Raw genomic sequence first — 23,444 nt, 5'->3', positions numbered from 1 at the left:
TAGAAGGTGTTACGCCGTTTCTTGACCTGTTCAGGTCAAGAAACGGCGTATTTATGTATGTCGTGTATCAACTCGAACATTACTGCGTCTTAAAACAGACCCTTTTGCCTTGGTAAGTGCAAAGAGTTTGGCTTTAACGATACCGTAATGAGATTTTTGTTTATTTTTTTTATTATCACAGGCACATTTCACTATGCCGCCTACTCATCAACGAGTCAAGGACGTATTACTGGCTCGATCATTGACTCGCTTACGTCGAAACCTCTTCCGTTTGTAACAATCTCGCTGAATACATCTGACGGAAAAGTCGTTACCGGCACTGTTGCCGGAGAGGATGGAATATTTGCAATTGACAAAGTGACATTCGGGACGTACCAGTTAGTATTAACGTTGGTAGGCTACCGTTCAAAAAAACTGGTTGCACTGACGTTATCAGCCGAACGTTCGGAATTAAATATTGGTCATATTCAACTGAGTTCCGAAACGAAGCTGCTCAGTGAAGTTAAGGTTGTCGGGCAGAAACCTTTGATTGAGCGCAGGAACGGACATCTTATTTACAACGCCGAAAACGATCAGACTACCGTTGGCGGCACTGCGGCTGATGTACTGCGGAAAACACCTATGCTAACGGTTGAGCCGAATGGTAGCCTGAAAATGCGGGGTAGTAGCAGCATTAAAGTATTAGTGAACGGCAAACCATCAGCGATAATGGCCAGTAATCTGGCTGAGGCTATCAAACAGATGCCTGCCAGCATGATAAAGTCAGTTGAGGTGATCACTAACCCCGGTGCTAAATACGATGCAGAAGGTCTTGCGGGTGTAATTAATATCATTACAAAAAAAGCGCTCGTCGGAGAAAGCGGGATGGTGACGCTGGCAGGTGGTAATCTGAATCGTTCACTAGGAGCCAATCTGAGTATGCAAGATGGCAAATTTGGTATGAACATTGCAATAAATGGCAACCAAAAACAAAGTTTTGAAGCATTTGACGGTAAGCGTACTACGTTGTTAAACGATCAGCCTGTCAATCTGTTAAGCCAGACTAATTCACATAAAGACACCAATTTCGGTGAGTATGGGACACTGAGTCTGGACTACGATCCTGATTCCCTGAACCGTATTAATCTTTCTGCAACATTCAGCGGTGGAAAAGCTAAAAATAACAGCCATATATTCAGTCGGCTGATGAATATAGATGGTACTGCCGAGCAGGAATACAGACGGGATATTCAGTCCGTAAGCCCGACCGCTAATACAGAATACAACCTTAGCTGGACCCGAAATTATCAAAAGTCCGGACGTGAGTTTTCTGTCCTGACCCAGTATAACCGCATGCCGGGCAATTCAGGTTATTCGGTTATACAAACACCGTTAACGTCAGATTTGCCGGAATATCTGGAACGAAGCCAGAGTAGCAGCATGCACAATGAGTACACATTGCAGACAGATTATACGGATCCGTTTACGTTGCCAATGAAGCACGATACTTTGAGTATCATGATTGAAACTGGCTTCAAAGCGATTAATCGCAAAACCGGAACAATGAGTACTGTGGAGCAATCGGAGACGGGAAAGGAAACGGATTATCAGGTCGCTCCGGCCCGGTCAGCTGAGTTATTGTATGGACAGCGCATTTTGGCTGGTTATTTGTCATTACGAGTGGAAACCGATAATGAATGGGCATTAACGCTTGGAGGACGTTACGAGCATACGCAGATCAGCAGCGATAATGTATCCGATCAGTCGCAGTTTAAAGGGAATTATCATAACCTGATACCAACCATCAATCTGTCAAAAACAATAAAAGAAAAACATACGATAGAAGCCAGTTATACGCAGCGGATAGCGCGCCCGCAGATAGACGACCTGAATCCGTTCAAAAATTACAGCGATTCAAAAAACGTATCCGTGGGTAATCCGGATTTAAAAGCGGAGCTGGCTCATACTATTGGACTGACATATAGTATGTATACAGATAAGGGTACTTCGTTAAATACTAACTTCTATTGGCGGCAAACGAATAATAGTATAGCTTGGTGGAAAGAAGTGGGTACCGACGGTGTTGCCTTAACAACGCCAAAGAATATCGGACGGAATGCCAGCTTTGGCATAAGCGGGTATGTTTCATTCTCGCCCATAAAAGAATTCACGGTTACAGTAAATAACGATCTAAGCTATAATTTATTAATTAGTCCGTCTTTGAATCAGCGAAATAGCGGCTGGATTAGTGTTGGTGGTCTTGTTTTATCCTACAAACTTCCGAAGGATTGGTTTTTAGGAGGCTCTTATGCGTACACTACAGGCTGGCTTTTTATTCAGAGCCGGTACAAGGGGTATACGTATTTATCGTTGACAGGAAAAAAAGAATTTCTGAATAAAAAGGCAACACTTTCACTCACGTTAGACAGTCCTTTTACTAAATACACTAAACTCTCAGGCGGATCAAAGGCTGATACGTATTACTCCAATGCGACTTCATCTTCCATGTACCAGGCATATAACCTTTCGTTTAGCTATAAATTTGGTCACGTTAGCGTAAAAGAGGGGAGAAGGAATAAAAAGATAGTAAATGACGACAAGAAACAGGGTACTAAAAAGGGATAGCAGGGTTTGACAAATCAGGAAGTAGCTTACGGTATCCACTAGCGATACTGTAAGCTACTTTTTCTTTATAAGTGTTTTGAAGCGTTAGAAAACAGTTATATACTGTTACCCCTGTTAATAATTCGATTGTATTCGTGTAAGGAAAAGTAGTAAAGTTTTGTAGCTTGCAAGGCAGATCACCGTATACCTATTGATAAACTGATTGTATCCACCAATCAGCATTGTAATGCCTGTATGAAACAGATAGAGCCGAATGATATTCCTTATTTCCTGCAGAGCGGCGGAGAGATGGGAAAATTAATTGCTGAAAAGGACTGGAGCAGAACCAGGCTAGGGGCTATGGAAACATGGCCGCAGAGCCTCCGTACTACGCTGAGTATATTGTTACACTCCCGGTTCCCGATGTTTTTGTTCTGGGGTGCTGACTTGAATTGCTTTTACAATGATGCCTATCGACCTAGTTTAGGTGTGAACGGCAAGCATCCGGATGCGCTTGGGGAACCGGGCGAGCTTATCTGGGCGGAGGCCTGGCCGGCGATCGGGTTACTGATAAGTACGGTCATGGCTGGCGGAGAAGCCAGCTGGCAAGAGGATCAGTTGGTCCCGATTTACCGAAACGGCCGCATCGAAGATGTATACTGGACATTTAGCCACAGCCGTGTTTTTGACGAAACCGGTAAGGTTGGCGGTGTACTGGTGACGTGTGTCGAGACAACCAGAAATGTCCGGTTTCGTAATGAACAGCAGAAGTTTCTTGCTCTCTTCGAGCATAGCCATGATTCGATGGCTATCTCAACGGCGAATCACCGGATGATGCATATCAATAAAGCCGGTCGCGAGTTGTTGGGCCTTGGTCTGGATCAGGATATAACCACACTAATTGGCCGCGATTTTTATCCTGAGGAAGAACTGGACAATATCATTGCAAAAGTAATTCCTACTTTGGATGAGGCTGGGCGCTGGTCAGGTGAAATACCTTTCCGGCATTTTGTGACGGGAGAGTCCATTCCCTGTCATGTTCATTTTGTCAATATCTATGATCCTGAGTCGGGGAGCCTGGTTAGCCGCGCAACGGTATTGCGTGATTTGCGTCCTGAGATTGAAATCCGGCAACGATTAAGCCAGAAGAATGAAAAGCTGCAACGGCTCATTCAGGAGTTTACGTTTGTGACCGACTTTATGCCGCAACTGGTCTGGTCGACCGAGCCCGATGGCTATCATGATTTTTATAACCAACGCTGGTACAATTATACGGGGCTGACTTACGAAGAGTCCAAAGCGGAGGGTTGGAGTTTAGTATTACACCCCGACGATGTGGCTGCGACCACAAAAGTATGGCAACACTCCCTGGAAACGGGGGCGCCCTATGAGGTAGAATACCGTTTCCGGCGTCATGACGGGGAGTATCGCTGGTTTTTAGGCCGTGCTTTGCCGATGCGGGATGAATCGGGTCGTATTATCAAATGGTTTGGTACTTGTACTGATATTGATGATCGCCGGAAAGTGGCCGATAAACTAGAGTTTCTGGTGCAGTCGCGGACCCAGGAGCTGAGTATGGCGAATCAGACCCTGACGCGCAAAAACCATGAACTGGAGCAGTTTGCCTACATCGCCAGTCACGATTTGCAGGAGCCTCTCCGGAAAATTCAGAGCTTTGCCGATTTGTTAAAAGAAGAGGTTCTGCAGGAAGGGGTACCACCCGTATACCTCGAAAAAATTGTCTCGTCGGCGCAACGTATGTCGTCGCTGATTAAGGCGGTGTTGAACTATTCACGGTTGTCGAACGGTACCGAAGCCCTCACGAAAGTTGATCTGAACACGGTTATCCGACAGGCCTTGTCCGATTATGAGGTGCTGATCGGGGAGAAAAATGCTTCTGTCACGATGGATCCGATGCCTGTCATTATTGGCGATGAGATACAAATGAATCAGTTGTTTTCAAACCTGATCGGGAATGCCCTGAAATTTTGTGAAAGGGCGCCGGTAATCCAGATCAAGGCTGGCCGGTTGCATCCGGATCATGTTGCCGGCATAGCAGGGCTTGAACCGGCAACCCGGTATGTACATATCCAGCTGGCAGACAATGGTATAGGGTTTGATCAGAAGTATGCCGACCGCGTATTTTCTATCTTTCAGCGGCTTGGTGCCAGCCGGTCGTATGAAGGAACCGGTATTGGGCTGGCGTTGTGCAAAAAAATTGCTGAAAACCACAAGGGCCATATCTGGGCCGAAAGCAGCCCTGGCAAAGGCTCTGTATTTCATGTTTGTCTGCCGGTTATCTGATCAGGGATTTGTATGAATGGCAATGAGCCAATTATCATTTGGTTTTTTGTATAAAAGTGGCGAGAAGTTTGTACTGAGGTGGCTAATTAATCATAGTTAAGTTGGGCTATAAGTCCTTGTTAACCAATTTAATATGGCTTCCCTTTGCTTCGTCAATCGCTGGCACTGCCGGTGGGTACACTGGTGTTGTCCGGGGCTGTAATGGCTCAGCAGGTAGATGATTCCTATAACCAGAAAATACGGGAGTATACGACTGATCCCCGTTTCCTGCCGCCGTCGGTCCTGAACCTGACCGGCTATCAGACGATCCCGTCGCCGCATAAGTACTTCAGGCAGATTATGGCCCATCATGACATTACGACCCTTAATTCACGGCTGCTGCTGAAAAACTTCTACCAGAAAGGGCTGAACAGTATCCGTAAGGGAACCGGGGAGGCACCGCGGGCCTATGTGATTCCGGCGGGTAAGCGCGATCCGTTGATGGCGGCATACCTTGTGAGTCAGCTGCGGGCGCGGAAGCCGGATAGTCCGGTGCTGTATGGTTTTCCGGAGACGTTCCCGATTGTTAAAGGTATTGCGCCGCTGTTACAGACCGATAAGAACATTCTGGTGTCGAAGGAGTATGCGCGGACGCCGGCCGGTCAGATGTAGATTACCGGTCAGGCGGCGCGTTCGCAGGTGACTACCGGCGATACGGTTTCGATAGGGTATACAACCCACCTGTCAACGGCCGACAAAACCGGCATGATGGTGGCGCTGACCCAGGCGATCGGGACGTTGATGGGGTCCGGAGTCGCTACGCAGGGCCTTGGTTTTATGTACGCCCAGACACTTAGCGGTAGCTATCTGGCCAGTATGAAAGGGGGCGAGCGGGCTTCGTCGCACATCTCGCCGGTCTTGCTGACCAAAGGCGGCAAACCGTTTATGGCCCTCGGCACAGAGCCATAGACTATAAAGCAGTTAGTAGCGTCACCCGCTCTTTCACTCTCTCACTCTTTGTATTTATTGCAAGATTAATCTGTGTTAAATCATGCAACCGATTGCATAAACCTGTGTATATTGCTGTCGTATTTAACCTCTTCTATACTAACTATGGTTTTTCGTTTAAACGTAGTACGGCCGGTGAAAGCGCTGGCGCTGACGGGGGCGTTGCTGGGTATCGCTCTTGGAAGCGAGGCGCAAACCGTAAAAGGCACGAAACCGATTTCAAAGCCTTTGGTAAGTCATATTTTCACAGCCGATCCGTCGGCGCACGTCTTCAACGGTAAGATTTATATCTATCCGTCGCATGACTACGAAGCGGGCGTAAAGGAGGATGATCTGGGTAGCCACTTCGCCATGAAGGATTACCATATCCTGTCAATGGATGCGATTAACGGTAAAGTCACCGACCATGGGGTCGCGCTTGACCTGAAAGACATTCCGTGGGCAGGGCGGCAGCTCTGGGCGCCGGATGCGGCCTATAAAAACGGGACGTATTACCTGTATTTTCCGGTAAAGGATAAACAGGATGTGTTCCGGATTGGGGTGGCAACCAGCAAATCGCCGTCCGGACCGTTTAAGCCCCAGGCTCAGCCGATGAAAAACAGCCTCAGTATTGATCCGGCTGTTTTCACAGATGCCGATGGGAAAACCTACATGTACATCGGTGGTATCTGGGGCGGACAACTGCAACGCTGGAAAACCGGTAAATACGATCCGAACGGTAAGGAGGTTGCTCCTGATCAGCCGGCATTAGGCCCTAAAATAGCCCGCCTGACCGACAACATGCTGGAGTTTGCCGAGCCGCTCAAAGAAATTAAGATTCTGGATAAAGCCGGTAAACCGCTGCTGAACAAAGACAATAACCGCCGCTTTTTTGAGGGAGGCTGGATGCACAAATACAAAGGCAAATATTACTTCTCGTATTCAACCGGCGACACCCATTACCTGGCCTATGCCACCGGCGATTCGCCGTACGGACCGTTTACGTATCAGGGCGTTATCATGAATCCGGTAAAAGGCTGGACAACGCACCACTCGATTGTTGAATTTAAAGGCAAATGGTACATTTTCTACCACGACGTGGAGTTGTCGGGTAAAACGCACCTGCGTAACGTTAAGGTGACCGAACTCAAACGCAACGCCGACGGATCGATTCAGACGATTGAGCCGTATGTGAATTAAGGCGTTTAGCGTGCGGTTAGTGGTGGCACGACTTGTAGTCGTGCCACCACTTTTTTTATGCACCGCCACCACCACTTTTTTATTGTACTTTTACAGGATGGAACCAAGCCATCAACACTATACGGACATACTCGCTAATCTGGGGATTGAGCAGTTGAACCCTATGCAGGAAGCTGCCTTTGACGCGATCAGCAGTCCGCAGGATACCTTTCTGATTTCTCCTACGGGCTCAGGCAAAACCCTGGCCTTTTTATTACCGCTTCTTAACCTGCTGCAACCCGGTCAAACCAGCGTTCAGTGCCTGGTGCTGGTGCCTTCGCGCGAACTGGCGCTTCAGATCGAGCAGGTGTGGCGCAAAATGAGCACCGGCTTTAAGATCAATGTTTGTTATGGCGGCCACCCGATTCAGACCGAAATTCAGAACCTGAGCGAGCCGCCGGCCCTGCTGATCGGTACGCCCGGCCGGATCGCCGACCATCTCGACCGGCAATCCGTCGACCTCTCGGCGGTGCATACGCTGGTACTCGACGAGTTCGACAAATCGCTGGAGCTGGGCTTTCACGATCAGATGACCTTTATTCTGGACCACCTGCCTGCTCAGCGGAAACAGGTGCTGGTGTCCGCAACGGCCGGTGTCAAGATCCCCGGTTTTGTGGAGCTGAACAACCCGAAACGCCTGAAGTTTACGGCCGAAGAACTCGCCCCCGCACTGACCCTGAAACAGATTACCGTCGCCAGTGATGAGCGGATGCCGGTACTGGTCCGGCTGTTGTGCACGTTTGGCACCGACATGTCAATTATCTTCTGCAACCTGCGGGATACGACGGAACAGGTCAGCAACTACCTCAATGACGAAGGGTTGAGTGCTACATTTTATCACGGCGGTATGGAGCAGGAAGACCGCGAACGGGCGCTGATCCGGTTCCGGAATGGCAGTGTCAGGGTACTGGTTACGACTGATCTGGCGGCCCGTGGCCTGGACATTCCCGAAATGAAGCACGTGGTACATGTTGATTTACCGCTGCATAAGCATGAATTTGTGCACCGGAATGGCCGCACCGCCCGTATGCAGGCTACCGGAACAGCCTACGTGCTGCTGCCCGAAGCTGCCGAACGACCGCTTTACCTGACCGACGATATCGAGGAGGCCGTACTGCCCGAACACATAGCCTTGCCGCCCGCTCCCGAATTTACGACGGTTTACATCAGCGGGGGCCGGAAAAACAAGCTCAGCAAAATCGACATTGTCGGGTTTTTCTCGCAGAAAGGGGGCCTCGAAAAGGCAGACCTCGGCCTGATCGACGTGAAGGACTTTATGACGTTTGCCGCCGTCCGCAAAAGCAAGGTTCCCGACCTGCTGCACCGCGTCCGGGATGAGAAGATGAAAGGCAAAAAATACAAGATCGCCGTGGCGCGATAAGCCCGGAATGAAAAAGGCCGGTTCTCAGAACCGGCCTTTTTCATTGTATAGGAAGGGAGGTTTATCCCTGATAAGCACCCAGGTGCTTATTGAAGATCGCTTCGAATTTCTGCGCGGCAGCCGTTTGTTTCGCCGACTTACACGCATCCACAATTACCTGCAGGCTGTACAGATCCGAGTTGGTATCCCCGAATGTGCGGCCCGACTGCTGCGAATAGGTCAGGTTCTGGTCGGCACGGCGGGCGATGGTTTCGGCAATTTCCAGCGCTTTCTTCGTATTGCCGGCTTCGAAGTAGAACCGTACGTAGTTTGAGCAAACCTGATCATACGGAATCGTATTGTCCGGAATCACGCTCAGCGAGTAATCCAGTACCTGCTGGGCACGGGCCTTGTTGCCATCGCGGAGCAGCTGATCGGCAAGGCGGAAGAACGCAATCCGTGCTGATAATACCGGCGAGCCTTTGTAGGTCTCGTCGTAGTATACCTTCGGATTGTTCATCTCACGCCAGAACATTTTGGTCGTCATGTTCTTGTCCATCAGGCTGGTATTGACGTATCCGTCCTGTGCACCCTCCATTTTAACCGGCATCAGGCGGTATGCGTAGCCTTCCAGCTGCATGTTTTCCTTCAGATTCAGGTAATTCGACGACGCCAGCGTGCTTGAGAAATAAATCGGGCGCTGCCAGTTGTTGGTCGCAATGATATCCAGCATGATCAGGTCAGGCTTGTAGAGGTCGCTCTTGCCGATCGTCCACTGCAATGTGTCCTGTACCATTGGCTGCAGATCAGCCGGCACAAAGTTTGCTTTCGCCACGGCGGCCTTATCAATGGGCAGGAACAGCACCGACGACGGCAGAATGCTGGTCATATCACCGGTTGTCAGCGGCACCTGCACGGCCGGGTTGTTCGACTTGATCAGGTTGATATACTGCTTCAGGTCAATGCCGTTTTTCACCGCTGCCACCTCATAGAACGGCAGAATGTCGTTTTTGCCCTTGTTGAAGTTATCAAACTCCAGCGAGATTGGCAGGGCGTCCGACTCGTAAGTACGCCGCTTCATTTGCTCGATATACCACTCCGTACCCAACAGACTCAGGTTACATACCCGGACATCGGTTCGGAAGCCTTCCACTTCCTGAGCATACCATAACGGGAACGTATCGTTATCGCCGCCGGTAAACAGAATCGCATTCGGCGCACAGCTGTTGAGCAGGTTTTTCGCAAAGTCAACGGAGTGGAAGCGGTCCGAGCGGTCGTGGTTATCCCAGCTCTTGGCGCCCATCATGACCGGTACCAGCAGTGCCAGACCCGCTACCAGCCCGCTGCGCATGGTGTCTGCCTTCATGTATTCGCGCAACCCTTCGGCCAGCGCCATGACACCCAGACCGAGCCAGATGGCAAAGAAATAAAACGAACCGACGTAGATATAATCCCGTTCGCGCGGCTCAGACGGCGGCGAGTTCAGGAAGATCTGAAGCGCAATACCGGTAAAGAAGAAGAGCAGCAGCACCACCAGAAAATCTTTCCGGTTGCGGAAATACTGGAACAGCAACCCGAACAGACCGAGAATAAACGGCAGCATGTAGAAGTTGTCGCGGGCCTTGTTGGCTTGCAGTAACTCCGGCAGGTTGCTGCCCGATGACCACGGCAGCAGGTAACCCGCGCCTTCCTGATCACTCTCACGGCCGGCAAAGTTCCACATCAGGTACCGCCAGTACATATGGCCCAGCTGGTAATTGAAGAAGAATTCCAGGTTATCACCCATGGTTGGTTTCTGGCCTTCCGGAATGTTCAGCATTTGCCGGTATAGTTGCGGGTGATTCATCTGGTTACTGTATACCCGCGGGAACAGCATTTCGTCCCCTGCTTCATATACGTATTCCGGCTGGTGATCAAATACAACGTACTTCTTACCGTCTTTTTTGTACATCGCCGCACCTTGCTTCTGATCAACAGGGCGGGATGTGAAGACCGGACCATACAACAGCGAGCGACTGCCATATTGCTCACGCTTCAGGTACGAGATAAAGTTCAGCGCATCGCTCGGGTTGTTTTCGTTGATCGGCGGGTTGTAGCCCGAACGCACCATGACCTGCATATACGACATGTAGCCGATCAGTACGAAGGCCAGCGACAGCAGGGCGGTGTTGAGTACCACCCGTTTCTGACGGGCCGACCAGATGATGGCATACGTCAGGGCGGCAATAAAGATGACAAAGAAGGCAGTCATACCCGAGGCAAACGGCAGCCCCAGCGTATTGACGAAAAAGCGCTCCAGCACGAATGCCGCACTCGGCAGCCCCGGAATGATTCCTGAGTTGATAATGCCCAGAATGACCATACCCGCCCCAAAGGCAATAATGCCGCCTTTCAGGTTTGGCTTAGCCGTTTTCTTAAAGTAATAGATCAGCGCCAGCGCCGGCAGGGTAACGAGGTTCAGCAAGTGAACACCGATTGAGAGGCCGGTCAGATAGGCGATGAGCAGAATCCAGCGGTTGGCAGCGGCTTCGTCTTCGATCCGCTCCCAGCGGAAGGCAGCCCATACCACAATGGCCGTAAAGAACGACGACATACCGTATACCTCGGCCTCAACGGCAGAGAACCAGAATGTATCTGAGAACGTATAGGCCAGTGCTCCGACGGCAGCCGAGCCCAGAATGACCAGCGTATCACCGAATGTATAATCGCTCTCCGGTTTATTGATGAGTTTTTGCGCCATCATCGAAATGGTCCAGCACAGGAACAGAATCGAGAACGCACTGGATAGTACCGACACCATGTTTACCCAATAGGCGACGGTGGTTAAGTCGCCGAGGGCAAAGAGAGAAAACAGACGGCCTGTCAGCAGGAAGAATGGAGCACCAGGCGGGTGAGGAACCTGTAGTTTAAATGAACACGCAATGAATTCGCCACAGTCCCAGAAGCTGGCCGTACGTTCGACTGTCATGGCATAGGTGAACAGCGCGACAACAAACGTAGCCCAACCGGTGATGGTGTTAAGGCGTCGGAAAGATTGCATAGAGATATCGGTTAACTGACTTTTGTGGAGCAAGTCTGTGAAAACAGTGGCAGATTTGACCCCAATCAAACAATGAATCGCCAAAAATAGCAAAATAAAACCCTATGGGCGGGTATGGGTTGTTAAAAGTTCTTAACGCCGGGCGCGATTCCCGAAAAATAACCCGGGTGCTTTCCTGCCTGACTGATGCCGGTCATTCCATGTCAATTACTGCGCAGACCGGGGTTATGGCTGACCCGTAAAAACTGCTTTCAGCGGTGATGAACAGATCACGTTTCTGAACTAAACAGGGAATAGTATACCCGTATGTCTCACCAACCGGTTGTCTGCCCGTTAGCATAAGAGTTTCAACAGCCTGTCTATCGTATCCAATTGGCTCTTTATTGGTATTATTTTAGTAATAATACGTATAATATTAACAATAATTTAGGTACTGATAAAATAGTGCATGGTTGTTGCTGCGTTAAATGTATTAATGTAGCAATGCATTGAAGAAATATAAACGTTATAGTTAGAAAAGCTGTCCCGGTTTGCGGATAGCTTTTTTTTATTATCAGTAGATACCGGATGGTTTACGCTTTTGTGTAGAAAGAGGAAAAAATACGTAAATGGCAGAGGGGATTCTACATTTTTTCCGATTATCCATATAACTTGCCGGTGCATACCAAAAGGGTAGTTACTCCCCCCTCCAAATACTGATAATTCACGACGTTATAATCTGGAAAAGCAATGCGCCTGGAAAGTCCGGACAATGATGCCTGGTTGTGGCAGCGGTTTAAGGAAGGTGATTCGGAAGCGCTGGGTCAGCTGATGACCGATCATTATACCGCCCTGATCCGCTACGGCACGAGGTTTACCCGCGATACTGATTTTGTGCGCGACTGCATGCAGGACATTTTTGTCGAGCTGTGGAATCGCCGCGAAACAGTTAGTCTACTGACCAGTGAGCGCGTCCGCCCATACCTGATGACGATGTTGCGCCGGCTGCTGCACCAGCAGTTCCTTGAGCGGCAACGCTATGAGTTTGAACCCGTATCTGAACAGGAAAATGGTCTGGTGTTCGATGTGACGTTTTCGCCGGAAGACATGCTGATCGAAACCGAACAGTCGCAGCACACCGCTGACCGCATCCGGCAACTGCTCAATCAATTGCCCCGCCGTTCCAAAGAAGCCATTTATCTCCGTTTTTACGACAATCTCGACCGCGCCGCCATTGCGCAGGTGATGGGCATTTCCGAGCAGTCTGTGTCTAACCTGTTTCAGGAAACCTTCCGCTTATTACGCCGCCATGTACAGTCAAAACAACTGTGGCTCTTTCTGCTGGCACACCTAATGCTCTGATTTTTAATGATCAGAGAAAAAGTTAAAAAAAACACAAAAAAATTACAGTATCTCCCTTCTTCTTTTCCCTATCAGCAGATGAACCCGTTTCATTATGCCTGATTACGCTGCCTATACCATCGAGGACTTCGTGTTTGACCCGGAATTTCAACGCTGGGTAAAACAACCCAATGCGAGTAATGAAGACTTCTGGCAGCAGTGGCAGGAGGCGCATCCTGATCGTATGGCCGACATCCAGCAGGCCCGGCAACTGGTGCTGAGCATGGAGGTAGGCGAGGTGGCCGTCAGTCCGGAGCAGATTAAACACGATGTGCAGAAAATGCTGCACCGGATCCGCTATCAGCAGCCGGTACGCCCTGCATTTACGACTGTAACACGGTCATCGCCGGCATGGGGCCGGTGGGCAGCGGCCGCCGCCGTCGTGCTGGCCATCGGGCTGGGATGGGTTTATTACCGCCAGGTTGCTACACCGGTTCAGCAGCAATATGCCGTTACCGATTCTGTAGTAGCTGACGAAAAAGATGGTATGGTAACAGAGCGGAACGCCACGAAGGCGTTGAAAATCTGTACGTTGCCGGATGGCAGTACCGTTGAGCTGTCGCCCGCTTCGGCAATCAGTTACCCCAGACAGTTTGATACCGATAAACGGCAGGTCACCTTAACGGGCGAAGCCTTCTTCAATGTGATGAGAAATCCGGCAAAACCATTTCTGGTATTTGCTGACGATGTCGTAACCAAAGTATTAGGAACCAGTTTCCGGGTGAAAGCCTACCCCGATCAGAAGGATATTGTGGTTGCGGTGCGTACCGGAAAGGTAGCCGTCTACGCCCGGCAGGCAGCTACAGATCTTACCGGTAAGGCTGTTGACCGGCGGGTGATTTCGCTGACGCCCAACCAACAGGCTGAATTTTCACGGATTCGGGCCGAGTTCCGTAAGACGCTCGTTGCCCGCCCGATTGTGATCGATAAAGAAATACGACCTGCCGAATTCGAGTTCGACGAAACACCGGTTGTTGAGGTATTCCGGCGTATCGAAAAAGCCTATGGCATCGAAATTATCTACGATTCGGATGTACTGCGTGATTGTGCGCTGTCTGCCTCGCTGAGTCAGGAAACGCTGGACGATAAGTTACGGATTGTGTGTCGTGGTATTGAAGCCACCTCCGAGATCATTGACGGTAAGATTGTGATTCGCTCAAACGGTTGCCGGTAATCAAAAAAGACTGTTCATATCCCTTGTTTAATAAACCCTGCTCTGTAATCTAATCTATCATCTGTATGACACATCTCTTTGACCCGTGAAATTCCTCCCTGAAAAAATGTAGCCGATAGTGCGGCCAGGCACTACCGGCTACTATGTCCCCAAACCCCTGCGAGAGCATCCGTCAAGGACGGATGAAGGGGACCCTTTTGTTTTATTTTCCATAAAACCGCTTAAATCTAATGAAAAACTCTTTACTAATCAGGATAGTGAAACTTACCGCATATCAGATTTTTCTGGCTGTAGTATTCACTGCGGCCGCAAATGCCACTGATGCTTCGGCGCAGGAAGTGCTTGATAGAAGGGTAAACCTTACTATTCAGCAAGCTACGCTGAAGCGTGCACTTGCCCAGCTGAGTCAGGCTGCTGATGTGAAATTTGTCTTTAATTCGAAGGTGCTCCGCGCCGGCGAACAAATTACATTTTCGGCCAGCAATGAGCGTTTAAAGGATGTGTTAACCCGATTGTTGACACCCAGACATATTCAGTTTGAAGCTACGGGCCGGCAGATCATCTTTTTTCGCGATGAAGCCCAGGCCGGTACCGCCGAAGCCGACGAAATTGCTGAAGAAGCCGTTATCGCGGACATCGTAGTTGCGGGCCGTGTGCAGGACGAAAAAGGAGCCGGACTGCCTGGTGTGAGTGTCGTCATCAAAGGCACCATTAAAGGTACGACTACCGACGCTGACGGCAAGTACCGCCTCGAAGTACCGACAACAGCCGGTACAACACTGGTCTATAGCTTTGTCGGCTATAAGAAAAAAGAAGTGGTGGTGGGTGCTCAGAAGTCACTCGATGTAGTATTGGCTCCCGACGATCAGACGCTGAATGAGGTGGTCGTTGTGGGTTTCGGTACGCAGCGCAAGGCTACTGTAACCGGCTCACTGGCAACCATTACAACGGAAGACCTGAAACAAAGCCCGACGGCCAACCTGACTAATGCCCTTGCCGGTCGTTTGCCGGGTCTGATGGCTAACCAGTTCAGCGGTGGTGAGCCGGGTGTTGACCGCAGTAACATCCTGATCCGCGGGATGGGTACCTACGGCAACACGGCGCCGATTGTGATCATCGACGGTCTGGAACGGAGTATGGATTACCTGGCACCTTCCGAAATCGAAACGTTTTCGATCCTGAAAGATGCCTCATCTACAGCTCCTTACGGGGTACGTGGCGCCAACGGTGTTATTCTGATTACCACCAAACGCGGTAAAGTCCAGGATAAGGCATCGGTGAACTTCAAGGCATCGACGGGGATCAACCAGCCGGTTAAATTCCCGACTTATCTGGGGTCGGCCGACTATGCGATGCTGTATAACGAATCGATCATCAACAACAACCCGGGCGTAAATCCGTCGACACTGAACCTCTTTACCGATAAGGCCATTGCCGACTTCCGTAACGCGAAAGGCGACAACTCCGACGGACTGGGCTACAACTGGAATTATTTCGACTATGCGTTTAAGCCGGGTGTGCAGCAGGATTACAGCCTCAATATCTCGGGTGGTTCGGCAAAGGCGCGGTATTTCGTACTGGCCAACTATTTCCAGCAGGACGGTAACTACAAACACACCGACCTGACGGCCTACAACACGCAGGCGGTATTTAAGCGCTACAACTTCCGGTCGAACATCGACATCGATATCACGAAAGATTTCTATGCCCGTCTGGACATCGGTGCCCGGATTACTGACCGGAATGCGCCGGGTACAACTGCCGCCCGGATCGTTGAGATGGCGAACACGCAGCCTTCGTACCTGCCGATCGTGCTGGAACCAAATGATAACCCTGGTAACAGAAAAACAATAGCCAACAACCCGCTGGGGATGCTGTACGGGGATCAGATCTACCGCTTCAACATTCTGGGTGAGCTGAGCCGTACCGGCTTTTTGAACGAGAAAAATACGTACCTCAACGGGTCATTTGTACTGGGACACCAGCTGGATTTCATCACGCGCGGCCTGAAAATCGAAGGGCTGTTCGGTTATGATGCGTCAGAAGGAATCTGGGTTAACCGCGTCGTAAACACCTACTCAGAAGGCTACCGGGTGTATCCGGGCTATGCTACGCTGATGCCGGATGCCGGTAGTGACGTTTACCGTACGCCGGGAAACTATACCGGTCTTTACAAACGCGGTAATAAATACGACGTTGACCAGACAATTGGTAACAGTACGAGCCGCAACCCGAGCGACGGCCGGTCGTATACGCAGATCAAGCTTGATTACCTGCGCAACTTCGGTATTCACGGTGTAACGGGTATGGTACTGGTAAACCGTTCACGCCGTGTAGTAGACAATCAGGTGCCGTTTGGCTATCAGGGTATTACGAGCCGGTTTACGTATAGCTACGACGATAAGTACCTGCTTGAATTCAACGCTGCCTATAACGGATCAGAAAACTTTGCACAGGGCAAACGGTATGGTTTCTTCCCGGCGGCCTCGGCCGGCTGGGTGATTTCCCGCGAGAAATTCATGGCCAATGCGCCGTGGGTGAACAACCTGAAAATCCGTGGTTCATACGGTCTGGTTGGTAGCGACCGGATTCCGAACGATCAGCGGTTTATCTACCTGCAATACTTCGGCGGTGGCAGTGATTACAGCTTCGGTACCGACAACTTTGGTTCGGGTGCCGGTGGCGGTCTGCGAGAAGGTAACCTTGCCAACCCGAACCTGAGCTGGGAAAAGGCACGGAAGATCAACATCGGTATCGATGCCACGCTGTTCCGTAAACTGACGTTTGCCGTTGACCTCTTCCACGAGCACCGCTACGATATTATTACCGACATGAGCGGCGGTGATAAACTGGGCTTCCCGACGATCGTAGGGAAAAGCGCGCCATATCTGAACTCGGGTATTGTCGATAACCGGGGGATTGACTTTGAAGTCGGCTGGTCGGGTACAACCCGCAGCGGCCTGACGTACTTTGTCCGTCCGAACCTGACGTTTGCCCGCAACAAAATTGTGTTCATGAACGAGATTCCGTATGCGGCACCGGGTCGTGCACAGACCGGCAACCGGATCGGCGATCACTTCGATTATGTGTTTGACCACTTTGTACGTGATGCAGCCGAAGCGGCTGAGCTCAATGCCCGTAACAACGGCGGCGGCTATCAGCCATGGGGACGTCTGACACCGGGTGACGTGGTCTATAAAGACATCAACGGCGACGGCGTGATCAATGACCTGGGCGACCGCGTTGTGGCGGGTAATCCGCGTAACCCGGAACTGATGTTCGGTGTTCCGGTGGGTGCCCGGTACAAAGGTTTTGACTTCAGCGTACTGTTCCAGGGAGCAGCTCTGACGTCAGTGCAGCTGAGCGGCGCGGCCGTATGGGACTTCCCGCTGTTCTCGAACGATAAGTATGGTAAGGTTAAGCCAATGCACCTCAACCGGTGGACACCGGCCACTGCGGCAACGGCTACCTATCCGGCCCTGCACTTCGGCGACTATACCAACAACAAGAACCCGAACAGCAGCCTTTTCCTGTATAACGCAAAATATATCCGGATGAAAACGGTCGAAATCGGCTACAACCTGCCGAAATCAGCCATCCGGTTTGCCGGTCTGCAAACCTTCCGGATTTATGCGCAGGGCCTGAACCTGCTGACGTGGGATAAGCTGAAAGATGCGGATGTAGATCCTGAAATCCGTGAGGGATCAGGTGACTGGTACCCCGTACAGAAGGTGTTCAACTTTGGTATCGACGTGACATTCTAATCCCCTAACCGCTCAAAATCATGCGTTTTAACCGAATATATACTTACCTGCTTGTGGTGGTTGCAGGCGTTAGTCTGAGTGCCTGCGACGATAAGTTTCTGGACCGCCGTCCGGATGATCAGGTCGATGAACGACAGACCTTTACCCGGTATAACAAGGCCAATCAGCTCGTAACCGATCTGTATGCCCAGATTAAGACAGCAAACCGGCCACTGGTATTTTTTAACCACTTCTCGTCGGCAGCCGTCACGGATGAAGCAGAAGGCTCAACCGCAGAAGGCAGTCTGACCAATAAATTCAACGCCGGTGATTGGAGCCCTGCGGGTTTTCCGGACCGGAGCAGCACCGGGCAGTACTGGTGGGATCTGTACTCAAAAATCCGCCAGGCAAACGTATTCCTGGAAGGGGTGAAAAAATATGGGACGCCGGATAACCCGTTGCAGGAAGGCGACTTAGGTAAGCGGATCGGTGAGGTCTATTTCATGCGGGCTTACCTGCATTATCTGGCCGCACGGATGTATGGCGAGATTGTCTATGTAGACCGGACCATCCTGCCGACCGAGAGTATGGACTTTAAGAAAGAGTCGTTCCACACCATTGTTTCCAAAATCGCACAGGATTGTGACTCAGCGTTTGCCCGGGTACCGGCTACATGGGGCGGTGCTGACTTCGGGCGGATTGACAAAGGGGCGTGTCTGGGTCTGAAGGCAATTGTACGCTGGACGGCAGCTACCCCGCTGTGGAACGGGGGGACATTGCCCAATGATAACCGGCAATTCAAGGGTGATTACAGCTACAACCAGAACCGCTGGGCGGCTGCCCGTGATGCGGCAAAGGCCGTGCTGGACTATAAAGTCGAAGGTGCACCGCGCTACAGCCTGTATGTTGGTCACGATCAGACTGATTTCAAGGACGACGCCGGCGTAAATAACAACAACTCAAAGGTGTATGGCCGGTTGTGGGATATGTACTACAGCATGGATGCGTACCTGAAAGAGGCTGTTTTCTTTGTAACAAGAGACAAGGATAACAACTGGCAGGGTGATATTTACATGCCGACCTGGGGTGGCAGCTCACGGCAGATGCCGGTGCAGGAGCAGGTTGATGAGTATGAATACATTGCGGGAAATGGTTATGGCTATCCGGTTTATAGCACACGGGCAAAAGCCGACGGGTACGACGACGAAAACCCGTATGAAAGTGTGAAGCGTGACCCGCGTTTCTACCGCGATATTGTCTATCACGGTTCAACGTTCAAAGGCAAAGTAATCAATACGGCGGAAGGTGCCGACCGCCTGGGTGCGTCAAACTCCACAACGACCGGTTATTTCCTGCGTAAACTGTTGCGCGAATCATGGAACCGCGATAAGAGCTTCTCCATCAACGGCCCGCCGGTATGGCGTCTGCCGGAGTTTATTTACATCTACAGCGAAGCCGTCAACGAAACGACGGGGCCGAACGCTGAGATTTATGAACTGCTGAACCAGGTTCGCCGCCGGTCGTTTATGGCGCCGATTCCGCCGGAAGCGCAAAGCAACAAGGCCCTCATGGACGAGTACATCAAGCGGGAACGCCGGGTGGAATTGTTCTATGAAAACAACCGGATCTGGACAACCCGCCTGTATCTGGAGCCAAACGCAACTACGGAGCTGAACAAGGAGGCCGCCTGGCAGGCAGCCGGCACAACGAACGATGAGCGTTCGCAGAATGCGTGGCCCTATGCGAAAACACAGCGTATGATCAACGGCATGAAGCCTGTTGAGGACCCGAACGGGAAAATTGTAATTGGCACGAAGAAATACAAAATGAAGCGTTATTTCGTCGAGAGCCGCGTTTTCGTTGCTCCGCGCCACTACCTGTTCCCGATCATGCAAAGCGAACTGCAACGGACGCCAAGCCTGATCCAGAATCCGGGATGGTAAATATACAATGAGTGAATGAGTGATAGAGTGAAGAGGCCTCGCCGGCTAACTCTACGCTTTCCGGTTGTTTAGCCGTTTTTTCACTCATTCACTCATTCACCGCGCGGCGGCCGCTCTATAATTCCGTTACCTTTGGGGTATGGCCTGTGCCATATCCCTTTTTTTATGATTCAGTTTAAGCGATTTGACCATATTCTGATTACCATTCCGCCGGGAACAACGGAGCTGGCACGGCTATTTTACGGTGAGATTCTGTCACTTCAGGCCATTCCGGGTGGCCACCCGCACAACGCAATCTGGTTTCAGATGGGCGACATACAACTGCATATCCGCGAAGAAACCGAAGGACCGTTATCGAGCCGTCACCCTGCATTTGAGGTAGTCAGCCTCACGGATGCCAAACAGTTTCTGACCGCCCGCGGCATTGGCCTGACCTATTCTTCCGACATCGAAGGCCGCGATCGTGTCTTTTTCCGCGACCCCTTCGGCAACCGCTTTGAGCTTATCGAATACATTGAGTGATTGAGTGAATGAGTGATTGAGCGGGGCACATAGCCTGAAATGGGTGCTCATTACCATCACGCTCACTCAATCGCCAATCGCTCAATCACTAAATGAAACCCTGCTCTTTACATCCTTTGGCGTGTGGCCGAAGGTTTCGCGGAAGCATTTGGTGAAGTAGGAGGGATTTTCGAAACCCACCAGAAAAGCCACGTCGGCGATAGGCTGACCCAGCTTCAGGTAGGGAATTGAGCGGCGCAGCCGGTGGTTGCGGATGACTTCGGTAGGGGGCAGACCGGTCTGACTGATCAGGCGGCGGTGCAGGGTACGCCGGTTCAGGCCGAGGCTATGGGCCAGTTCCTCCACCCCGAATGCCGCATCGGCCAGGTTGGCGTCGATCAGGGCGAAAAGACGTTCCATAAAATCGCTGCCCTGCTCCGGTAGCGGCGGGGTTTCAGAGGGCTGCTCCAGCATCCGTTGATAGTGCTCCCGTAGCCGCTGCTGCCGGTCCAGCCAGTTCCGGACTTTCAGCTTGAGTTCCTGCTCATTAAAGGGCTTTGTCAGGTGATCGTCGGCTCCGCTGTTGAGGCTGATGAGCCGGTTTTCGGTGGCCGTTTTGGCCGTCAGCATCAGGAGCGGAATGTGACTGGTCCGGGCATCCGCTTTCAACTGCTGACACAGACTGATGCCGTCCATGTCGGGCATCATCCAGTCCGTAATGACCAGATCGGGAATGAGGGTTTGCGCTTTAGACAGGCCGTCAAGCCCGTTCACGGCCGGAACGACATCATACGAACCGGCAAACAACTCACACAGATACTGCCGTAAATCGTCGTGGTCTTCCACGAGTAATAACACGCCGCGGTCAGGCGGATTGTTGTCGGGACTACCTGCTTCTGCGGCAACGGTTTGTTGCCCGGCAACCGCTGCTAATGCCGGCACGAACGAACGGACGGGTAACGGCTCTACCGGAATCGCTATCCGGAAGCAGGTGCCTGCATCTGCCTGACTGTCAACGGTAATCGCCCCGTCCAGAACATGAACCAGTTCGCTGACCAGCGACAGACCGATGCCTGAGCCCCCCGCAGCGCGCGTCCGGTTGTCATCGACCTGATAAAACCGGTCAAAAATATGCGGAATCTGCCCGGCCGGAATGCCGATGCCTGAATCGGCGATGCATATCTGTAACAGGGCAGGAGCAGCAGCAGACTGGCTGATGCCGGCCATGAGCTGCACCTCACCACCCGCCGGCGTAAACTTCATGGCGTTTCCCATCAGGTTGGTCAGGATTTTACCCAGTTTATCGGCATCAAAGAGCCATTCCGCTGCCGGCAGGTCGACCGATACGTCCAGCCGGATCTGCTTTCGTTCGGCCAGCAACCGGAAGGAGTCCTCGTGCTGCCGGAAAAAAATAGACAGGTCACCCGACCGGATATCGGGTTTCAGCATACCGGCATCGAGTTTGGAGAGGTCGAGCAGCTGATTAATAAAGTCGAGTAGCCGGTACGCATTCGTCTGAATGGTTTTCAGGCGTTGATGTTGCGGTAATTCGTCAATCAGTCGTTCGAGTGGACTCAGAATCAGCGTCAGCGGCGTCCGGAATTCATGCGTGATATTGGCGAAGAACCGCGTTTTGGCCTGGTCGAGCCGTTGTAGTTCAGCGCTTTGTTGCTCAATAATCGCTTTCTGAGCGGCCAGCAGCCGGAGTTGCGAACGGTTCCGGAAGAAGGCAAAGGTAGCAATGCCGACGAGCAGCAGCAGCAGAATCGCCAAGCCGGTCAGCCACCATTGCCGGCGCTGTTGTTCATCAATCTGAAGTTCTTTCTCCCGCGTCCGGAAGCGGGTTTCCCACTGCGTCATGCTCTGGTTGTTGCGGCGCAGGTAAATCCGCTCTTTCTCGGCCAGGGCCTTCTGGTAGAATTCGTTGGCCAGTGCCGCATTGCCGAGGGCCTGCTGCACCTCCGCCTGATTCTGGTAGAAATAATCTTTTTCCCAGTCCGGACTGTCGAGTTTGCCGGCTTCGGCCAGATAGGCTGCTGCCTGTGCATACTGTTTTTGGTCAACCGAGAGATCACCCAGCGATAAATTCAGCCGCCGTATGTCTTCAGGTATACCCATTTGGCGGGCAACCGGCAGCAGGGAGCGGTAGAGGTCGATGGAGTGCGTAGCATAGTCCGGCCAATAAGTGAGCGCATCGGCCAATGCCCAGACAAAATTATACCACATGATCCCATCCCGCGACTGCCGGAGGTAAGGCAGGCTTTTGTCCATGTAGTCCAGGATAACCGGCAGGTCCGAGGTCTGGTCATACATGTGTGCGTAGATCAGGCTGCGGCAGGCATCCAGTATGCGTGTGGTGTCATGCAGCGCGATGGCCAGTTTTTCGGCCTGCTGCACGGAAGGCAGGTACTTTTCCGGAACCTGCCGGTAAATATCGCGGGACGTGTTTCCAATGATGTCGAGGGCATCAATTTCGAGTGTCCGATCGCGGCTGGCTCTGGCAATGAGCAAAGCTTCATTAGCCGCCTGCAGGGCTTCCGGGTACTTAATGGCATGGTTCAGGGTAAATGCTTTCTGGAGCCATAACCGGCCGGCGAGGTTCTTATTGTGCCTGCTTACCGGTAGCAGACTGTCAATCACCTGAAGTGTGAGCGTATCGTTTCTGGTACGGCGCAGGAGTTTAATGCGGGTCAGCTGCCACGCCGCGAAGGTTTCCGGCTGTTGTTGCGCTACCGGTTTTAATGCACCGAGTAGCTGGAAGGCGCAGGTGGTTTGCCCCTGTCGTTGAAGCAGGGCGGCGGTTTCCAGCCATGCGGTCAGTTGCGGGGTGCCGGCAGGCGGCCGGTATGATGCCATCGGGCAGGGGAGAAGCAGGGAAGGAATCCGCGCTGCTTCCTGACGAAACGTTTGTACAAGGGCCTTCACGCGGGCACGTTCTGCGGTAGCCTGTGCCTGGCTGTTCCGGAAAGAGATAAAAAGCAGCAGTACGAATACGAATCGATAATAGATCATTACCACTATGCTTCCTGAGAAACGTAACTTATTTCTTTACGATGGGTAGGTTGTGGAGTCTAATGTAAATGATTGCCGTGAAACGTAAAAAAAGTATAGCGTCACTTTCGAACGAAATAAATTGATGCCTTAGCAAACGGTCAGTGATGTAGAAGAAAGCAGCCGTTTTGTTACCTTTGCGGGGCACAATCTCTCCCTG

At 51.5% G+C, this 23,444-nt stretch carries 13 protein-coding genes; 11 read left to right on the top strand and 2 right to left on the bottom strand.

The features are described from left to right. Positions 1 to 147 precede the first annotated feature (147 nt). The 6 genes from AC23NW_RS19485 to AC23NW_RS19460 all read left to right on the top strand — a co-directional run bounded on the left by AC23NW_RS19485 (position 148) and on the right by AC23NW_RS19460 (position 8,473). A complete protein-coding gene (locus AC23NW_RS19485) occupies positions 148 to 2,604 on the top strand; it encodes a TonB-dependent receptor (RefSeq protein ID WP_487451412.1) in 2,457 nt (818 codons plus the stop codon). 234 nt (positions 2,605 to 2,838) lie between these two features. After that, the gene (locus AC23NW_RS19480) at positions 2,839 to 4,887 is read left to right on the top strand and encodes a PAS domain-containing sensor histidine kinase (protein WP_487451410.1); all 2,049 of its coding nucleotides are present in this window, start codon (positions 2,839 to 2,841) and stop codon (positions 4,885 to 4,887) included. A 144-nt stretch (positions 4,888 to 5,031) separates the two neighbouring features. After that, the gene (locus AC23NW_RS19475; protein WP_487451408.1) at positions 5,032 to 5,538 is read left to right on the top strand and encodes a hypothetical protein; all 507 of its coding nucleotides are present in this window, start codon (positions 5,032 to 5,034) and stop codon (positions 5,536 to 5,538) included. Positions 5,539 to 5,565: 27 nt separating this feature from the next. Beyond that, positions 5,566 to 5,835: a gamma-glutamyltransferase gene (locus AC23NW_RS19470; protein ID WP_487451407.1), complete on the top strand. Its 270-nt coding sequence runs from the start codon at positions 5,566 to 5,568 to the stop codon at positions 5,833 to 5,835. Positions 5,836 to 5,979: 144 nt separating this feature from the next. Next, positions 5,980 to 7,053 (top strand): glycoside hydrolase family 43 protein, encoded by a 1,074-nt coding sequence (locus AC23NW_RS19465; protein WP_293833996.1) that lies wholly within the window; start codon positions 5,980 to 5,982, stop codon positions 7,051 to 7,053. A gap of 97 nt (positions 7,054 to 7,150) precedes the next feature. Continuing rightward, entirely contained in the window at positions 7,151 to 8,473 is a 1,323-nt protein-coding gene (locus tag AC23NW_RS19460; protein ID WP_487451406.1) for a DEAD/DEAH box helicase, read from the top strand. Between the two features lie 61 nt (positions 8,474 to 8,534). Here the strand turns inward: AC23NW_RS19460 and AC23NW_RS19455 are convergent, their stop codons facing one another. Beyond that, a complete protein-coding gene (locus AC23NW_RS19455; protein WP_487451404.1) occupies positions 8,535 to 11,492 on the bottom strand; it encodes a protein O-mannosyl-transferase family in 2,958 nt (985 codons plus the stop codon). Positions 11,493 to 12,221: 729 nt separating this feature from the next. Here AC23NW_RS19455 and AC23NW_RS19450 point away from each other — a divergent pair. The 5 genes from AC23NW_RS19450 (at position 12,222) to AC23NW_RS19430 (ending at position 20,254) form a co-directional block, all read left to right on the top strand. Then, on the top strand, positions 12,222 to 12,833 hold the full coding sequence (locus tag AC23NW_RS19450) for an RNA polymerase sigma factor (RefSeq protein WP_487451402.1): 612 nt from the start codon (positions 12,222 to 12,224) through the stop codon (positions 12,831 to 12,833). Between the two features lie 94 nt (positions 12,834 to 12,927). Next, entirely contained in the window at positions 12,928 to 14,046 is a 1,119-nt protein-coding gene (locus tag AC23NW_RS19445; RefSeq protein ID WP_293834000.1) for a FecR family protein, read from the top strand. Between the two features lie 257 nt (positions 14,047 to 14,303). Beyond that, positions 14,304 to 17,810 (top strand): SusC/RagA family TonB-linked outer membrane protein, encoded by a 3,507-nt coding sequence (locus AC23NW_RS19440; protein ID WP_487451400.1) that lies wholly within the window; start codon positions 14,304 to 14,306, stop codon positions 17,808 to 17,810. 20 nt (positions 17,811 to 17,830) lie between these two features. Then, positions 17,831 to 19,732 (top strand): RagB/SusD family nutrient uptake outer membrane protein, encoded by a 1,902-nt coding sequence (locus AC23NW_RS19435; RefSeq protein ID WP_487451399.1) that lies wholly within the window; start codon positions 17,831 to 17,833, stop codon positions 19,730 to 19,732. Between the two features lie 165 nt (positions 19,733 to 19,897). Next, a complete protein-coding gene (locus AC23NW_RS19430; protein ID WP_487451398.1) occupies positions 19,898 to 20,254 on the top strand; it encodes a VOC family protein in 357 nt (118 codons plus the stop codon). A gap of 81 nt (positions 20,255 to 20,335) precedes the next feature. Here AC23NW_RS19430 and AC23NW_RS19425 read toward each other — a convergent pair whose 3' ends face one another. After that, on the bottom strand, positions 20,336 to 23,245 hold the full coding sequence (locus AC23NW_RS19425) for a hybrid sensor histidine kinase/response regulator transcription factor (protein ID WP_487451397.1): 2,910 nt from the start codon (positions 23,243 to 23,245) through the stop codon (positions 20,336 to 20,338). Positions 23,246 to 23,444: the final 199 nt, after the last annotated feature.

The organism is Arsenicibacter sp. R0_47, from assembly GCF_057652235.1.
The sequence above is the reverse complement of the archived record's forward strand: the minus strand, read 5'-3'. Positions and strand labels throughout refer to the sequence as shown.

Coding starts and splice junctions, on each gene's coding strand:
- AC23NW_RS19455 (WP_487451404.1), bottom strand. CDS start 11,492: ATGCAATCTTTCCGACGCCTTAACACCATCACCGGTTGGGCTACGTTT.
- AC23NW_RS19445 (WP_293834000.1), top strand. CDS start 12,928: ATGCCTGATTACGCTGCCTATACCATCGAGGACTTCGTGTTTGACCCG.
- AC23NW_RS19425 (WP_487451397.1), bottom strand. CDS start 23,245: ATGATCTATTATCGATTCGTATTCGTACTGCTGCTTTTTATCTCTTTC.
- AC23NW_RS19430 (WP_487451398.1), top strand. CDS start 19,898: ATGATTCAGTTTAAGCGATTTGACCATATTCTGATTACCATTCCGCCG.
- AC23NW_RS19435 (WP_487451399.1), top strand. CDS start 17,831: ATGCGTTTTAACCGAATATATACTTACCTGCTTGTGGTGGTTGCAGGC.
- AC23NW_RS19480 (WP_487451410.1), top strand. CDS start 2,839: ATGAAACAGATAGAGCCGAATGATATTCCTTATTTCCTGCAGAGCGGC.
- AC23NW_RS19465 (WP_293833996.1), top strand. CDS start 5,980: ATGGTTTTTCGTTTAAACGTAGTACGGCCGGTGAAAGCGCTGGCGCTG.
- AC23NW_RS19485 (WP_487451412.1), top strand. CDS start 148: ATGAGATTTTTGTTTATTTTTTTTATTATCACAGGCACATTTCACTAT.
- AC23NW_RS19450 (WP_487451402.1), top strand. CDS start 12,222: ATGCGCCTGGAAAGTCCGGACAATGATGCCTGGTTGTGGCAGCGGTTT.
- AC23NW_RS19460 (WP_487451406.1), top strand. CDS start 7,151: ATGGAACCAAGCCATCAACACTATACGGACATACTCGCTAATCTGGGG.